The 14,920-nt window shown below is 74.0% G+C and carries 11 protein-coding genes; 3 read left to right on the top strand and 8 right to left on the bottom strand.

Features of this window, described 5'->3' with window-relative positions; translation table 11 throughout:
* The first annotated feature begins 99 nt into the window (after positions 1-99).
* Positions 100-330, top strand: a complete 231-nt coding sequence (locus tag ACFXMG_RS18610; protein WP_030495106.1) for a hypothetical protein — start codon at positions 100-102, stop codon at positions 328-330.
* A gap of 368 nt (positions 331-698) precedes the next feature.
* Here ACFXMG_RS18610 and ACFXMG_RS18605 read toward each other — a convergent pair whose 3' ends face one another.
* The 7 genes from ACFXMG_RS18605 to ACFXMG_RS18575 form a co-directional block, all read right to left on the bottom strand.
* On the bottom strand, positions 699-1,520 hold the full coding sequence (locus ACFXMG_RS18605; RefSeq protein ID WP_383820231.1) for a serine protease: 822 nt from the start codon (positions 1,518-1,520) through the stop codon (positions 699-701).
* A gap of 140 nt (positions 1,521-1,660) precedes the next feature.
* Positions 1,661-3,214, bottom strand: coding sequence for an RNA polymerase sigma factor (locus ACFXMG_RS18600; protein WP_383820233.1), 1,554 nt, complete (start codon positions 3,212-3,214; stop codon positions 1,661-1,663).
* Between the two features lie 382 nt (positions 3,215-3,596).
* The gene (locus ACFXMG_RS18595; protein ID WP_383820235.1) at positions 3,597-4,487 is read right to left on the bottom strand and encodes a FadR/GntR family transcriptional regulator; all 891 of its coding nucleotides are present in this window, start codon (positions 4,485-4,487) and stop codon (positions 3,597-3,599) included.
* Between the two features lie 160 nt (positions 4,488-4,647).
* The gene (locus ACFXMG_RS18590; RefSeq protein WP_383820237.1) at positions 4,648-6,396 is read right to left on the bottom strand and encodes an ATP-binding cassette domain-containing protein; all 1,749 of its coding nucleotides are present in this window, start codon (positions 6,394-6,396) and stop codon (positions 4,648-4,650) included.
* A gap of 123 nt (positions 6,397-6,519) precedes the next feature.
* A complete protein-coding gene (locus tag ACFXMG_RS18585) occupies positions 6,520-7,284 on the bottom strand; it encodes an NUDIX domain-containing protein (protein WP_383820240.1) in 765 nt (254 codons plus the stop codon).
* 108 nt (positions 7,285-7,392) lie between these two features.
* Positions 7,393-9,450, bottom strand: a complete 2,058-nt coding sequence (locus ACFXMG_RS18580) for a glycogen debranching N-terminal domain-containing protein (protein ID WP_383820242.1) — start codon at positions 9,448-9,450, stop codon at positions 7,393-7,395.
* 115 nt (positions 9,451-9,565) lie between these two features.
* Complete coding sequence (locus ACFXMG_RS18575; protein ID WP_383820244.1) at positions 9,566-10,963, bottom strand: DUF4192 domain-containing protein; 1,398 nt, start codon at positions 10,961-10,963, stop codon at positions 9,566-9,568.
* Between the two features lie 141 nt (positions 10,964-11,104).
* On the opposite strand from ACFXMG_RS18575, the gene ACFXMG_RS18570 reads away from it, so the two are divergent.
* Entirely contained in the window at positions 11,105-13,288 is a 2,184-nt protein-coding gene (locus ACFXMG_RS18570) for a RecQ family ATP-dependent DNA helicase (RefSeq protein ID WP_383820247.1), read from the top strand.
* 227 nt (positions 13,289-13,515) lie between these two features.
* Entirely contained in the window at positions 13,516-14,142 is a 627-nt protein-coding gene (locus ACFXMG_RS18565; protein ID WP_383820249.1) for a hypothetical protein, read from the top strand.
* 52 nt (positions 14,143-14,194) lie between these two features.
* Here the strand turns inward: ACFXMG_RS18565 and ACFXMG_RS18560 are convergent, their stop codons facing one another.
* Positions 14,195-14,818, bottom strand: a complete 624-nt coding sequence (locus ACFXMG_RS18560) for a hypothetical protein (RefSeq protein ID WP_383820252.1) — start codon at positions 14,816-14,818, stop codon at positions 14,195-14,197.
* Positions 14,819-14,920 lie beyond the last annotated feature (102 nt).

Below are 14,920 nucleotides of genomic sequence, written 5' to 3'. Positions count from 1 at the left end.
GGGAAAAAGTTTCAAGGAAAAGCCACGAGCGGGAACGTTTTCGGCCTGGTTGGATGTTGACCCTGGTACGACAGCTCGTCGAGCTAGAGAAGAGGCGACGTGACTACTGTTCTGACCCCCGCGAGCCCCCTGACGGCCGCTGACCGCTGCGACCGCTGCGGCGCCCAGGCTTACCTGCGTGTCGTCCTGGCCAGCGGAGGTGACTTGCTCTTCTGCGCCCATCACGGCCGCAAGTTCGAGCCGGAACTCAAGAAGATCGCCGTTGAGATACAGGATGAGACGGACCGGCTGACCGACGTGCCGGCCCGCACGGTGGGCGACGAGCACTGACGCCGCGCAACCACGACGAGCTAAGGACCGGTCCCTGACGACCGGCCGACGGGCGGTCATCCCCCAGACCAGGGGATGACCGCCCGTCCTCGTACCCACAGCCCCCTCGGGTAGAGCCGCGAGAAGGGCCTACGGCGGGTCCGGGAACCTGCGGGCTGCGTCCCGCGGTCCGAGGTGCGGCCCACCCCGGGAAGGGGCGCGCCCCGGGAAGCTGCCTGCGGACGGGCCGGGAACCTGCCGGCTGCGTCCCGCGGTCCAGGGACGAGCCCACCCTTTTGGGACGGGGCCCGCCCCCCGGAAGCTGCCCGCAGCCGGGCCGAGCCCCCGTAACTCCGTCCCACCCCCGCCCGAAAGGGCCCTGTCGGCCCTCAGAGGCGCTCGGGCAGCACCGCGGACACCCGCGTGTAGACCCCGGGGTTCTCGGCCTGTCCGCAGCCGCTGCCCCACGACACGAGGCCCACCAGCAGGCCCCGCGCCACCAGCGGGCCGCCGCTGTCGCCCTGGCAGGCGTCCCGGCCGCCCGTGGGGTCGCCGGCGCAGAGCATGGTCGCCTTGCGGTACGAGACGCCACCGAAGCCGCCCGGGTACGCCCGCTCGCAGGCCGCGTCCGGAAGCACCTGGACGTGCGCCGAGCGGAGCGACGCGGCGTAGCTCCCGTTCCCGCTCGTGTCGCCCCAGCCGTACACCTGGGCCGCCGTCCCCGGCCTCTCCGCCACGTCCCCGGGCGCCGCCACCTTGATGACGTAGGACTGCGGCAGGGCCTCGGCCAGCGTGAGCACGGCGAGGTCGCCCGAGTTCGTCGTCGGGTCGTAGGCGGGGTTCACCCAGGTCTCCGCGATCCGCACCTCCTGCCCGCCCTGCCCGCGCAGCGCCGCCCGGCCCGCGATCACCGAGAAGTCCCGCAGCTGCCAGGGCTCGCCGCCGAGCACCTCGCGGCCCAGGCAGTGGGCCGCGGTGAGCACCTTGGTCGGCGCCACGACGACCCCGCCGCAGAACTGCCCCGCCCGCGTACCTCCGAACCGGTCACGGCTGGACAGTGCCACGACCCAGGGCGCGTCGGCGATGGCGGCCGGGCTGCCGCCCACCACGACGCTGTCCGCGGCGGCCGGGGCGGCGCCGGCCACCTGTCCGGCCGCCGCCGTGATCAGACCCAGGGCGCCCGTCAACGCTCGGGCGAAGGGACCACGCATGGAGCCTCCTGACTCTCCGCTGATATCCGTTTACCCAGCGTCCAGCACAGAAGAGTCCCCTGCACCCGCGAACGACCGAAGGGCCCGGCCCCCGAGCGGGGAACCGGACCCTTCGTCCACTGCCAGATACCTCGGGCGGATCAGTCGAGGTAGTCGCGCAGGACCTGCGAGCGCGACGGGTGGCGCAGCTTCGACATGGTCTTCGACTCGATCTGGCGGATCCGCTCGCGGGTCACGCCGTAGACCTTGCCGATCTCGTCGAGCGTCTTCGGCTGCCCGTCAGTGAGGCCGAAGCGCATGGAGACCACGCCGGCCTCACGCTCGGAGAGCGTGTCGAGGACGGAGTGCAGCTGCTCCTGGAGGAGCGTGAAGCTGACCGCGTCGGCCGGCACGACCGCCTCGGAGTCCTCGATGAGGTCACCGAACTCGCTGTCGCCGTCCTCACCCAGGGGGGTGTGGAGGGAGATCGGCTCACGGCCGTACTTCTGGACCTCGATGACCTTCTCGGGGGTCATGTCGAGCTCCTTGGCCAGCTCCTCCGGGGTGGGCTCACGGCCCAGGTCCTGGAGCATCTGGCGCTGGACACGCGCGAGCTTGTTGATGACCTCGACCATGTGCACCGGGATACGGATGGTGCGGGCCTGGTCGGCCATGGCGCGGGTGATCGCCTGACGGATCCACCAGGTGGCGTACGTGGAGAACTTGTAGCCCTTGGTGTAGTCGAACTTCTCGACCGCGCGGATCAGACCCAGGTTGCCCTCCTGGATCAGGTCCAGGAAGAGCATGCCGCGGCCGGTGTAGCGCTTGGCCAGCGAGACCACCAGACGGAGGTTGGCCTCCAGGAGGTGGTTCTTGGCGCGGCGGCCGTCCTCGGCGATGATCTCCAGCTCGCGCTTGAGCTTGGGAGCGATCTTGTCCGAGTTGGCGAGCTTGTCCTCGGCGAAGAGACCGGCCTCGATGCGCTTGGCGAGCTCGACCTCCTGCTCGGCGTTGAGCAGCGGGACCTTGCCGATCTGCTTCAGGTAGTCCTTGACCGGGTCCGCGGTGGCACCGGCGACGGCGACCTGCTGGGCGGGCGCGTCGTCCTCGTCCTCGTCGGACAGGACGAAGCCCTTGGTCTCGCCCTCGGTCTCCTCCTCGTCCTTGCCCGGCGCGACGTCCTCGAGGATCTCTTCGCCCTCGATCAGTTCGTCGTCGGACTTCTTGGACGCGGTCTTCTTGGCCGCCGTCTTCTTGGCGACGGTCTTCTTGGCCGCCGTCTTCTTGACGGCGGTCTTCTTCGCGGCCGCCTTCTTCGCGGGCGACGCGGCCTCGTCGGCCGGGTCGGCGCTCTCGGCCGCGGGGGCCGCCGAGCCGGTCGCGACGGTGGTCCTCGTCACCGTCGCCGCCCTGGCGGTGACGGTGGTCTTGGCGGCGGTGCGCTTGACCGGGCTCTTCGCTGCTGCGCTCTTGCGGGCGCGCTTCGGCGACTCCGCTGCACTGACCATCAGCGTCACACCCTCTTCCTCGAGGATCTGATTGAGGCTGCGCAGAACATTCTTCCACTGGGTTGGCGGAATCTGGTCAGCCTCGAAGGCCCGACGCACGTCGTCGCCGGCGATCTGCCCATCAGCCTTTCCCCGCTCGATGAGCGCCATCACAGACTCGGACTCGGCGATCTCCGGCGGGAGCGTACGGGATGTGCTGGCCGACACGAACAACCTCTCGGAACGATGGAAACGGCTTCCGGCCCCGCCCGAAGAACGGGCCGGAGCCGACGACCGTCGACGGGGAATGTGCCGACGGCGCGGGCTGGACCGGGGAACTGCACAGCGCCTGCACCGGCTGCTGTATTCCTTCCTCGGCTGTCACCTCTTAGGTCATCGCACGGCTCGGAGGAGTGTTACGCCCAATCTTCGTGTCCCGAGTCACACCGCATCCGCGACGAACCGGGCGGAAGTAGGAATCAAGCGTACATTCGGCGCCGCCGGCATCCTGGCGCGGCCCGGGGAGCCCTCCCTGGCTCCCCGGACCGCGCTCGGATCCGGCGGCTCTCCCTGCGTACGCGCCCGTGCGCTTCCGGCCACGGCCCGCGAATCAGTGTTCGCGGGGGGCGGGGACGACCCGGGGCTCCACCTCGGGGTGGACCGTGAGCAGTTGGCGCATGGCGGTCTCGGCGGCGAGCGCGTCCCCCGCAGCGAGGGCGTCGACGATCCGGGCGTGGTGCGCCAGGCAGCTCTCACCGGGGCGGTCACAGGCGGTGACGGGGCCGCCGGAGACCTGGAGGGCGGCGGCGACGATGCCGGAGAGGTGCTCCAGCATGCGGTTGCCGGCGAGCTGGATGAGCAGGGAGTGGAACTCGGTGTCGGCGCGGGAGAAGGTGATCCCGTCACCCTGCGCGTACGCGTGCCCCATGATCTCGACCATGTCGGCGAGGCGCTGCTGCACGTCCTCGCGGCCGTGACCGGCGGCGAGGCGGGCGGCCAGCGGCTCGATGGTCCAGCGCAGCTCGTTGAGCTCGCGCCGCTGGTCGTCGCGCTGCGGGCCGAAGGCGCGCCACTCGATGATGTCGGGGTCGAGCAGGTTCCAGTCGCTGACCGGGCGGACCCGGGTGCCGACGTTGGGACGGGCGCTGACGAGGCCCTTGGCCTCCAGGACGCGGAGGGACTCGCGCACGACGGTGCGCGAGACCTCGAAGCGCTGGCCGATCTCCTCGGGGACGAGGGGGCGGTCCGCGCCGAGGTCGCCGGAGACGATCATCTGGCCGAGCTGCTGGACGAGCTGGCCGTGCAGGCCCCGGCCGCGGCTGCCGGCGGTCCGGCGGCCGACGCGGCCGAGGTCCGTGTCCACACCCTCCCAGGAGGGCGGGCCCACGCGGTCGGCGACGGGGCCCTCCGCGTAGGGGTAGTGGTTGAGATCGCCCGGGGCGCCGAGGCCGGAGTCGACGGAACGGGCGGCGGTCATCATCGTGTGCGCAAGGGTACTCACGCATCCTTTGTCGGCGTGGCCTCCGTGGCCCTTGAGGTCTTTGGTGAAAAGCACACGAAAGGGTGATCGGCACCCCCTACACAATTGACGATTATTCGGACATAACCGGCATTACGCAAGGGAGTTGCGACCGAACCGGAACGTATCGATCCGGAAATGATCACCAACGGGCCTGCCGCCGAAGCCCGGTGAACACATAGGCGCAGAGCAGGACCGTCAACGTGAGCATGAGGGCCACCCCGGCGGGCTGCGCCACCACCTCCAGCGCCCCCGCGAGCCACCGGTCGAGCGTCGGCGCCCACCGGGGTCCGGCGAACTCGCCCAGCCGAGCGGGGAGTCCGGCGACGGACCGGATCGCGGGACCGCTCATCACCTGCCCCAGCAGCGGGACGAAGGCGACCGGGACGAAGAGGACCGCGGCCACCCCAGCGGCGGCAGCCCGGAACACTCCCGCCCCCAGCACCCCCGCCCACGCGCAGCCGACCGAGAGTCCCAGCCAACTCACCGTCATGGAATGCCAGTTGTCCGGCACGACGATCAAGTCGGAACCGTAGAAGAGGCGCAGGGCCGCCAGATCGGCGCCCGCCACCAGGACGCCGAGGACCAGGGCGACGGCCGCCGAGACGGCGAGCTTGGCGAGGAGCAGCGCGAGCCGGCGCGGTACGGCGCCCCGGCCCGCGGCGAGCGCGGGGTAGCGGTACTCCTCGCCGAAGGAGAGCGCGCCGATCAGTCCGGCGCCGAGCGCCGCCGGCGGCAGCGGCAGGAGGTCGGGCCAGGCGGCGAGCACCGCCGGGAGCGGGGTGCCCCCGCCCCGCCCGAGGAGCACCGCGAGCACGACCGACACCGCCAGGACGCCCGCCAGGACCAGCCACGTGGACGGTACGCCGGCGATCCGGCGCAGCTCGTACCGGAGCGGGCGCAGCGGTGAGCGGACCGGCCTGCGCACCGCGTCCGCCCGGTCCCGCGCCGCGCCGTCCGCCGCCACCGTCGCCGCGGGGAGGGGGTCGCGCGCCCCCTCCGCCCCGGGCGCGGCGGGCCCGCTGTCGCCGGTCTCGTCCGCGAGCCGGTGGACGGGTACGCCATGCCGGAAGGCGATGTCCCCCACCTGGGCGCAGTCGCCGCCGTACACCAGGAGGAGGTTGCCGTCCTCCGTGACGACCTCGACCGGACGGCGTGCGGCCCGGGACTCCTGGGTCACGGCGGCGGCGAGCCGGGCGGCGTGCGGAGTGCGGACGGCGACCCTCGGCCGCAGGCGAGTCCGGGCGAAGTCGCCGGCGCCCTGGACGGCGACGAGGCGTCCGGCGTCGACGGTGACGACGTGGTCGGCGTACCGGGCCGCGCCCTTGGGATCCCGGGTGGTGTAGAGGACGGTGCCGCCGGCCTGCGCGTGCGCGCGCAGCAGTTCGTGCAGTCGGGCCTGCTCCGCCGAGGACAGCCCCGCCCCCGGATCGTCCAGAAGCAGCGTGTGCGGAGCCCCCAACAGGGCGGCGGCCAGGGCGAGTCGGCGCTCGGCCCCGCGCGGCAGGGTGCCGATCCGTCGCCCTTCCAGTCCTCCGAGGCCGACAGCGCGGATCACCTCGTCGGCCCGTGCGACCGGAACTCCCGCGCCCGCGGCGAGCATCCGCAGTTGCCCTCGGACGGTACGGGACGGATGTCCGGGCACATCGCCGAGGACGGCCCCGACCTCGCGCGCCGGCTGGGCGATCCGGCGCAGCGGCCGCCCCCGGAAGTAGGTGAGTCCGCGCCCGGGGTCGAGTTCGAGGAGGAGGCGCAGGGCGGTCGTCTTGCCGGAGCCCGGGGGGCCGACGAGGGCCGTCACGGCCCCGGGTGGGGCCTCGAAGGTCAGATCGTCCACGGCGGGCGGGCGATCGCGGCGGGGGGTGCTGGTCAGTCCGATGGCCTGGAGCATCGCTTCTCTCGCGGTAGGAGTCACCGCTCCGCGGCAGGGCGGCGCTACCGCAGCAAGATAACGCTATATTTCGGACTTTTGCCGCAGGGTTGCCGCCCCGGGGGCGGCGGAGGCGTGCGCCCCTCAGACCTCGGGGCGCAGCATCGGCGGGTTGAGCAGGGTCGCGCCGCCCGCCCTGAACAGCTGCGCGGGGCGGCCTCCCTGACGGGTGGTGGTCCCTCCGGTCGGGACGAGGAAGCCGGGGGTGCCGGTGACCTTGCGGTGGAAGTTGCGCGGGTCGAGCGAGACGCCCCAGACGGCCTCGTAGACCCGGCGCAGCTCGCCGACGGTGAACTCCGGCGGGCAGAAGGCCGTGGCGAGCGAGGAGTACTCGATCTTGGAACGGGCCCGCTCCACCCCGTCGGAGAGGATCTGGGCGTGGTCGAAGGCGAGCGCGTCCGGGGAGTCGACCCCGGCGGCCCGCGCCTGGTCGAGCAGTTCTTCCACGGGTGCCCACCGGGCGCTGTTGGCGTCGCCGCCGGGCCGGGGCGCGGGCAGGTCGGGGGCGAGCGCGAGGTGCGCGACGCTCACCACCCGCATCCGCGGGTCGCGCCGGGGCGCCCCGTAGGTGGCGAGCTGCTCCAGGTGCGCGCCGTTGTCCGGCACCGGAGGCGCGGCCGACGGGTCGTGGGCGCGCAGTCCGGTCTCCTCGGCCAGCTCCCGCGCGGCGGCGGCACCGAGGTCCTCGTCGTCGCGGACGAAGCCTCCGGGCAGCGCCCACCGTCCCTGGAAGGGCGCTTCTCCCCTGCGGACGACCAGGGTGCACAGTGCGTGGCTCCGCACGGTGAGGACGACCAGGTCGACGGTGACGGCGAAGGGCGGGAAGGCCGACGGGTCGTAGGGAGACATGCCGCGATCATAGTCGTCTTCCTGACGATAAACACGCCCCGCGTGCGCTCCGACCCCGACTTCCTCACCCGGGCGCGAGGGCTTCCTCGTCTCCGTGTCCGGCATCCGTCACACCCCCAGTTGCAGGCCCTCGGCGGCCTCCTCGACCATACCGAGTCCGAGACGGCTCACCCGCACGGCGAAGGGTTCGCCGGCGACGACGAGGCCCGAGAGCCGGAGCGCTCCCAGCGGTGCGGATGCCATCGGCTGCACGGCGACGCTGCGGCCGGGGGTGTCGGGGCGGATCCCGGCCAGGGCGGCGAGCGCGTGGACCGCTCCGGCGGCCGCGACGGCGGCGGGCCGACAGGCGGCCGGGTGCGGCACGGGGCGCGCGCCCGAGGTGCGCTGCTCGCCCGCGTACATCTCGGGCAGCCGGTGGTCGAAGAGCTCGGCGGCGTCGAGGAGGCCCCGGAGCAGGGACGCGGCCTCCTTCTCGTATCCGGCGACCGCGAGTCCGGCGACGGCGACGGCCGTCTCGTGGACCCGGACGGCTCCGGCCCGGTGCCCGTACGGGTTGTGGCCGGGCTCCTTGGCGCCGAGGCTGCGCAGGCCCCAGCCGGAGTCGAGGGCGGGGGTGCCGAGCAGCCGGGCGACCTGTTCGGTCTCCGTCCGGTCGAGCAGCCCCTGGGCGTGCCGGCCGCCGTCGAGGAGACCGGTGTCGAGGAGGTGGGCGGCCCATCCGCCGAGCTGGGACCAGGTACGTCCCTCCGGTGCCCGAGCGGCGGCGGGCCGGCCACCGGACGGGTCGTCGAGCCAGAACTCGCCGCGGAACCGCTCGCGCAGGGTCCGCGCCGCGGCCCGGAGCTCCGCCCCGCCGGGCCGTCCGCAGGCGTCGAGGAGGTCGGCCCCGAGCAGGGCGGCCCGGTGGGCGTGGGCCTGGGTCTCGGCCCGCCAGGGACCGCCGGGCGCCGGGTCCGGCAGGAGCCCGTCCGCGTCGAGCCCGCGGCGCAACCAGCCGAGGCAGCGCTCCGCCATCGGAAGGAGCTCGTCCAGGTCGGCCGCGGGGAGGCCCCACCGCCGGGCCTCGGCGAGGACGACGGGGAAGGCGAGGGTGGCCTCGACGCCGGTGCAGCGGGGCGGGAGGTGCGGTCCCGCGTCCCGCAGCGGGCCGGGGAGGCGCCCGGACTCGGCTCCTCCGGTGACCTGGGTGCGGCCGAGGGCGCGGAGGGTGGTGGTGGCGAGCCGGGTGCCGAGCGGCAGGGCCATGCGGGCCGCCCAGAGGGCCTCCGCGGTGACCGGTCCGCAGCGCCACGGGACGCCGGCCGCGAGATGGACGTCCGCGGGGTGCGCGGGATCGCGCTGGAGGAGGGCCCGCAGGTCCTCGACGGAGGCGCTGAGCAGCGCGCCGGTCCTGTGGTCGTCGCCCTCCGCCTGGACCTCGGGGAGCAGGTGCCCGCCGGGGCGGCCGCCCCCGCCGGGCGGGGCGGCACCGGGGATCCGGTCGGCGTGGACGCGGAGGTGGAGGGTGGTGGCGGTGCCGGGGGCGAGGTCGGTTTCCCAGCGGAGGACCCCGGCCGCCGCCAGGGCGTCCATGGGCGCCGGGTCGGCCGTGACGGCGACGGACCGTCCGTCGGGCGCGGTCCAGCGGAGGCCGGTGCCGTGGACGCTGGGCCTGAGTTCGGGGCAGGGCCGGCCGGACGCGATCGCGCCCAGCTCCGCGAGATCCGTGCCCAGAGCGACCTCCACCGGGACGCGGACGGGCCGGGGGAAGGCGCTGCGGAGGGTGATCCGCTCGGTGCCGTCGGCGCCGCGGGAGCGTTCGACGGTGACACCGGGGTCGGGGCCGGTGTCTCCGGGGACGCGGAGGGCGCCGACGAACAGGGCCCGGTCCGCCGCGGCGAGCCGCCCCTGGAGGGGGACGGGCTCGCGTCCGGCGACCCGCAGGACGCTGCGGGAGAGGAGGCGCCGTCCGGACGTGTACACGCCTTCCGGTCCTCGCCCGGTGAGCTGGCCGTGCTCGGGAGAGACGGCGAAGGCGGGCAGGGCGACGCACAGGAGGGCGTCGTGGACCGGGGGGAGCTCCCCGGGACGGGGTCCGTGGGCGGCGGTGGTGCCACCGCCCGCGGACGGTTGTCCGGCAGGACGTTCCGTCGGGTGTCCGGGGACCGGGACAGGGCTGAGGACCATGGGGGGTGCGGCGTGCTCTCTGTGCGATCCGGACGGCCGGCGGGACGTCGGCGGCACGGCTCGCCCGGCTCCGCCACAGAGGTGAACGGTCCGGTGGCGCGCGGGGTCACGGTCGTCATCGGCCACTCCTCGTGCCGCGCCGCCCGCCGTGGTGCGGGGCGGGGTTTCCCGGCCGGGTCGCGGCCCGTCCGGCAGGCCGTACGCCCGGAGTCCCCCGTCCCCGCCGGGTGCCGCCGTGCTCCGCCCGCGGGAGCGCCGGCCGCGGTCCGCCGGGGCGGACCGCCCGCGTCCGGGTGCGGGTGCGGGTCCGCTTGTGGCGGGCGGGTGCCGCGACCGTCTTCTCGGCTGTGGCGCGGTTCTCCTGTTCCCGGCGCAGGCAGGCCCGCAGCGATTCGGGGTCGAGTCCCTCGTTGCACGCCTGGTGCAGCAGTCGTGCGAAGACGTACTCGGGGTCTGCCTGGAGCGCGAGGCCGAGGGCGACGCGGGCGGTGGGTTCGTCGCCCGTCGACCAGGCGGCCCAGCCGGCGAGGGCGAGCGGCGCGGCGGCGTACTCCCCGTAGGGGGCGACACAGCGCCGGGCGAGGACGCGCCAGAGCCGTACGGCCGCGGCGCCTTCGGCGCCTTCCATCCATTCGGCGAGGCGGTCGCGGGTGGTGCGGTCCTGGAGCCCCAGGATCACGGCCGCCGCCTCCCGGGGGTCGACGCGGGCGTCGTCCTCGGCGTCGATCGCCGCCTGACCACGGCGGGCTCCGTCCTTCCCGATCCGGCTCTGCGGTTCGGCGAACCTGCCCAGGAGCCGGCCCGCGACAGCCAGGGTCGCCCCGCGCACCAGGGCCCGGCCGTGTTCCTCCGCGCCGTCCACGACGCGGGGGACGATCTCCGCCGCGGCCGCGTCGAGGGCGGCGCGCTGCTCCGTTTCGCCGGGGGCGCCGGTGGGCTTGAAGCTCGCCTCCATCTCGCGGAGCGAGCCCCGTACCTGGAATCCCGCGTAGGCCGCAGTCGCCGCCATGACCGAGGTGCCGCCGAGGTTGAGCGGGGTGCCGTCGGGCGGGCAGCAGCGGATGTCGGGGCAGCAGTAGGAGAAGTGGCGGCCGTCGGAGATGCACAGCACCTCGTAGACGGGGATGTCGAGGGCTCCGCAGGCGGTCCGGAGTCGCTGGGCGAAGGGCCGCAGCCGCTCGTGGACCTGGCGGGCGGTCTCGCCCGGCCGTGGGTCCTGGCAGAGGAAGCCGACGATGCCGTCGGGTGGTGTGGTGCGTCGGGCGGACGTCTCGACGAGGCATTCGGCGAGGTGGTCCGCGGTGGAGTCCCACTCGCCGGGCGAGCGGGGAATGCCGAGCCGGATCCGGCCGCCGAAGCGTCCGTTCTCACCGTGCAGGGCGACGAGGACGACCGAGTCGGTCGGGTGGAAGCCGAGCACGAACGGCAGGGCGTCGGCGAGCTCGGACGGGCTGCGCAGGGTGATCTGCTGGCCTCGAGTGGATGCGCTGATTTCGTGGTGATTCGCGTTCATGGCGAGGACCGTCTCGTGATCTCCGGATTCCGACAACCCCTGTGGATAACTCCGCAGATACTGTGTGATGATCCGATTTGCACTGTCCACAGATCGTCGGCTCGTTCGCCGAATGTCCGAGCCATCGGGTTGCATGGACCCATGACCCACGCAGACCGCCCGGAAGACCGCGCCGCGCTCCGCGCCACCGCCGACGCCGTACTGGCCCGACTCGTCGGAGACCCGACCGGTACGGCGAGACTGCGCGAGGACCAGTGGCGCGCCATCGAGGCGCTGGTGGCCGACCACCGCCGGGCGCTGGTGGTCCAGCGGACCGGCTGGGGCAAGTCCGCCGTGTACTTCGTGGCGACCTCCCTGCTGCGCGAGCGCGGCAGCGGGCCCACCGTGATCGTCTCGCCGCTGCTCGCCCTCATGCGCAACCAGGTGGACGCGGCGGCCCGGGCGGGCATTCGGGCCCGCACGATCAACTCGTCGAACACCGAGGAGTGGGAGAGCGTCAACGAGGAGGTCGCCGCCGGCGAGGTAGACGTCCTGCTCGTCTCCCCCGAGCGGCTCAACAACCCGGACTTCCGCGACCAGGTCCTGCCGAGGCTCGCGGCCGCCACCGGGCTGCTGGTGGTGGACGAGGCGCACTGCATCTCGGACTGGGGACACGACTTCCGGCCGGACTACCGACGGCTGCGCACGATGCTGGCCGATCTTCCGGCCGGCGTGCCCGTGCTCGCCACCACCGCCACGGCGAACGCCCGGGTGACCGCGGACGTCGCCGAACAGCTCGGCACCGGCGCGGGCACCGACGCCCTCGTCCTGCGCGGACCGCTGGACCGCGAATCCCTCAGCCTCGGCGTGGTCACGCTGCCCGACGCGGCCCACCGCCTGGCCTGGCTCGCCGACCACCTCGACGAGCTGCCCGGCTCCGGAATCGTCTACACGCTGACCGTCGCGGCCGCCGAGGAGGTCACCGCCTACCTCCGCCAGTGCGGGCACACCGTCGCCTCGTACACCGGGCGCACGGAGAACGCGGACCGCCAGCAGGCCGAGGACGACCTGCTGGCGAACCGGGTGAAGGCGCTGGTGGCGACCTCGGCGCTCGGCATGGGCTTCGACAAACCGGATCTCGGTTTCGTCGTGCACCTCGGCTCGCCGTCCTCGCCGATCGCCTACTACCAGCAGGTCGGCCGCGCCGGTCGCGGGGTGGAGCACGCCGAGGTGCTACTGCTCCCCGGCAAGGAGGACGAGGCGATCTGGCGGTACTTCGCCTCCGTGGCCTTCCCTCCCGAGGAGCAGGTGCGCCGGACCCTCGACGTCCTCGCCACCGCGGGCCGGCCGCTGTCGCTGCCCGCGCTGGAGCCCATGGTCGAGTTGCGCCGGACCCGCCTGGAGACGATGCTCAAGGTCCTCGACGTGGACGGAGCGGTGCACCGGGTCAAGGGGGGCTGGGAGAGCACCGGGCAGCCCTGGGTGTACGACACCGAGCGGTACGCCTGGGTGGCCCGGCAGCGGTCGGCGGAGCAGCAGGCGATGCGCGAGTACGCCACCACGACCGGGTGCCGGATGGAGTTCCTGCGGCGCCGGCTGGACGACGAGGAGGCCGCGCCCTGCGGCCGCTGCGACAACTGCGCGGGCCCGCGCTTCGATCCCAAGGTGACCGACGCGGCCCTGGACGCGGCCCGGGGCGAACTGGGCCGTCCGGGCGTGGAGGTGGACCCGCGCCGGATGTGGCCGACGGGGTTGGCCGCCGCCGGTGTCGATCTGAAGGGCCGGATCCCGGCCGGAGAGCAGGCGTTCGGCGGCCGCGCCCTCGGGCGCCTGTCGGACATCGGCTGGGGCAACCGGCTCCGGCCGTTGCTGGCCGAGACGGCGCCGGACGGCCCGGTGCCGGACGACGTGGTGCAGGCGGTGGTCCAGGTGCTCGCCGACTGGGCGAAGGGGCCCGGCGGTTGGGCGTCCGGCGCCCCTGACGCGCCGTCCCGGCCGGCCGGGGTGGTCACGGTGGCCTCGCGGCGGCGGCCGGCCCTGGTCGGCTCGCTCGGCGCGCGGATCGCCGAGATCGGGCGGATGCCGCTGCTCGGATCGGTGGAGTACGCGCCCGAGGCGGAGGACGTGCGCCTGTCACGGACCAACAGCGCCCAGCGCGTCATCGGACTGCACCGGGCCCTGGAGGTCCCGCCCGGGCTCGCGGAGCGGGTGGCCTCTGCGGGCGGCCCGGTCCTGCTGGTGGACGACCTGTCCGACACGGGCTGGACCCTGGCCGTGGCGGCCCGGCTCCTGCGGCGGTCCGGAGCGGAAGGAGTCTTTCCACTGGTGCTCGCCGTCCAGGGCTGAGAAGGGTGGGGAAACGGCGAGTGAATAATGGGTAACTGGGCAGGGATATCAGTGGCATAACGGTTGATTACCGTCAGCCGCCTCAATTGCTCGTTGCCGCCCCGCTCGGGCCAAGCAAGAATTGGGGAACCGCCCCACACGGCTCGAAGCGGTCCGGAAGGACTGTGCTGTGCTGCGCCCTCACCCGACCTTGCCCGCCTTGCGGGCGCGTATCCGAAGGGAGGACCGTGACCCTCGGATTCGCTCCGTCCACCGCCTCGCTCGGCTCGAGCTCAGCCTCTGCCAGCCGCCTCGCGCGGATGCTGGAGCCGGCCGACTGGGCCGCGGCCGGAATTCCCTTGCTGCGCAGTCCGCGTGAGGTCGTGAGCGGACTGCACTCCCGCCATCGCCCCCTGCCCACGACCGCGGTCGTGGCGGTGCTCGACCACGAGGAGCGGCTCACCGCGAGCGCCTCGTTCGTGCGCCGCCCCGGCCTCGCCGACGGCTGGGAGTTCCGGAACGCGCTCCTCGCCCATCTGCGACGCGTGGTCCCGCACGACCTCCGGCGGCGCGCCCCCGTCCGGACGGCGGTGCTCGTCTACTGCCGCGACGGCGACGAGCGCTGGACGGAGGAGGACGGGGCCTGGATGTGGGGGCTCCGTGACGCCTGCACGCTCCACGGACTGCGCTGCGGCGCGTACATCACCCTGACCAAGGCCGGATGGCAGGTCTTCGGCGAGGGCCGGGGCGGCCGTCGGCCGAGCTCGGACTCCACTCCGCTCGCGCTGGGCGAGCCGACCGGCGAGTTCGGTCACCTCGCGCCGCGGAGGGCGGGCGGGGCGGCCGAGCCCCTGCGCAGGGCCGCGGCGCGCTGAACGAGCCTGCCGCTCCGCCGGACCGCTGCCGGTCCGGCGGAGACGCGACCGGTCAGACCCCTGCGCCGAGGAGCGAGGTGACCCGCTCCGGGTCGCCGCAGACCACGAGCAGGGTGCCCGCGCGGGACAGGGCGACCGGCAGGGCACGGGCCGCCACGTCGTCGCCGCCATTGACGGCGACGATCACCACGGGGCGGGCGGTGACCCGGTCCACCGAGGCGGCGTCCGCGAAGAACACGTCCTCCGCGGTGTCCTGTTGGGCCCAGTAGGCGGACTCGCCGAAGGACAGTTCGTGCGCGGTCCACGGGTGACGTTCGCCGGTGGTGAGCACCAGGACCTCGCCGGGCGACCTGCCGGTGTCCAGAAGCAGGTCGAGGGCCTCCTCGGCGGCGTCGAGGGCGCCGTCGGCCGGAGCCGGGATGAGCTGGAGCTGCGGGCTGCCGTCGCCGGAACGATTCTCCGGACGGCTCTTGGGCGCGGGCGGACCCGGGACGGGCCGCTGGGCCGGCGGCGCGGGACGGGCCGGACCGGGGCCCGGTCCACCGGGACGCGGGGAGGCCGCCGAACGCGGGCCGGGTACGGGAAGAGGGGTCGACGCGGGGCGGCCGGCGGCCGCGGTGGCGCTAGGACCCTGGGCGCTCTCGTGAATCTGAGGCTCCTCGGGAGGGAGAGGCATGGGTGGATGTCTATCAAATGCCGTTTCGGACGGCACCGTCGGGTGGGCGCACAGGTGCGCCCCCGGTCCATCGGGACCTCGTCGGTGAGGTCTCGCGGCCGG

The organism is Streptomyces sp. NPDC059201 (assembly GCF_042754585.1).
GTDB lineage: Bacteria > Actinomycetota > Actinomycetes > Streptomycetales > Streptomycetaceae > Streptomyces.
This window is presented reverse-complemented; position numbering and strand designations above follow the sequence as displayed.

Coding starts and splice junctions, on each gene's coding strand:
- ACFXMG_RS18585 (WP_383820240.1), bottom strand. CDS start 7,284: ATGTCTCCCTACGACCCGTCGGCCTTCCCGCCCTTCGCCGTCACCGTC.
- ACFXMG_RS18570 (WP_383820247.1), top strand. CDS start 11,105: ATGACCCACGCAGACCGCCCGGAAGACCGCGCCGCGCTCCGCGCCACC.
- ACFXMG_RS18560 (WP_383820252.1), bottom strand. CDS start 14,818: ATGCCTCTCCCTCCCGAGGAGCCTCAGATTCACGAGAGCGCCCAGGGT.
- ACFXMG_RS18590 (WP_383820237.1), bottom strand. CDS start 6,396: ATGCTCCAGGCCATCGGACTGACCAGCACCCCCCGCCGCGATCGCCCG.
- ACFXMG_RS18575 (WP_383820244.1), bottom strand. CDS start 10,963: ATGAACGCGAATCACCACGAAATCAGCGCATCCACTCGAGGCCAGCAG.
- ACFXMG_RS18580 (WP_383820242.1), bottom strand. CDS start 9,450: ATGGTCCTCAGCCCTGTCCCGGTCCCCGGACACCCGACGGAACGTCCT.
- ACFXMG_RS18605 (WP_383820231.1), bottom strand. CDS start 1,520: ATGCGTGGTCCCTTCGCCCGAGCGTTGACGGGCGCCCTGGGTCTGATC.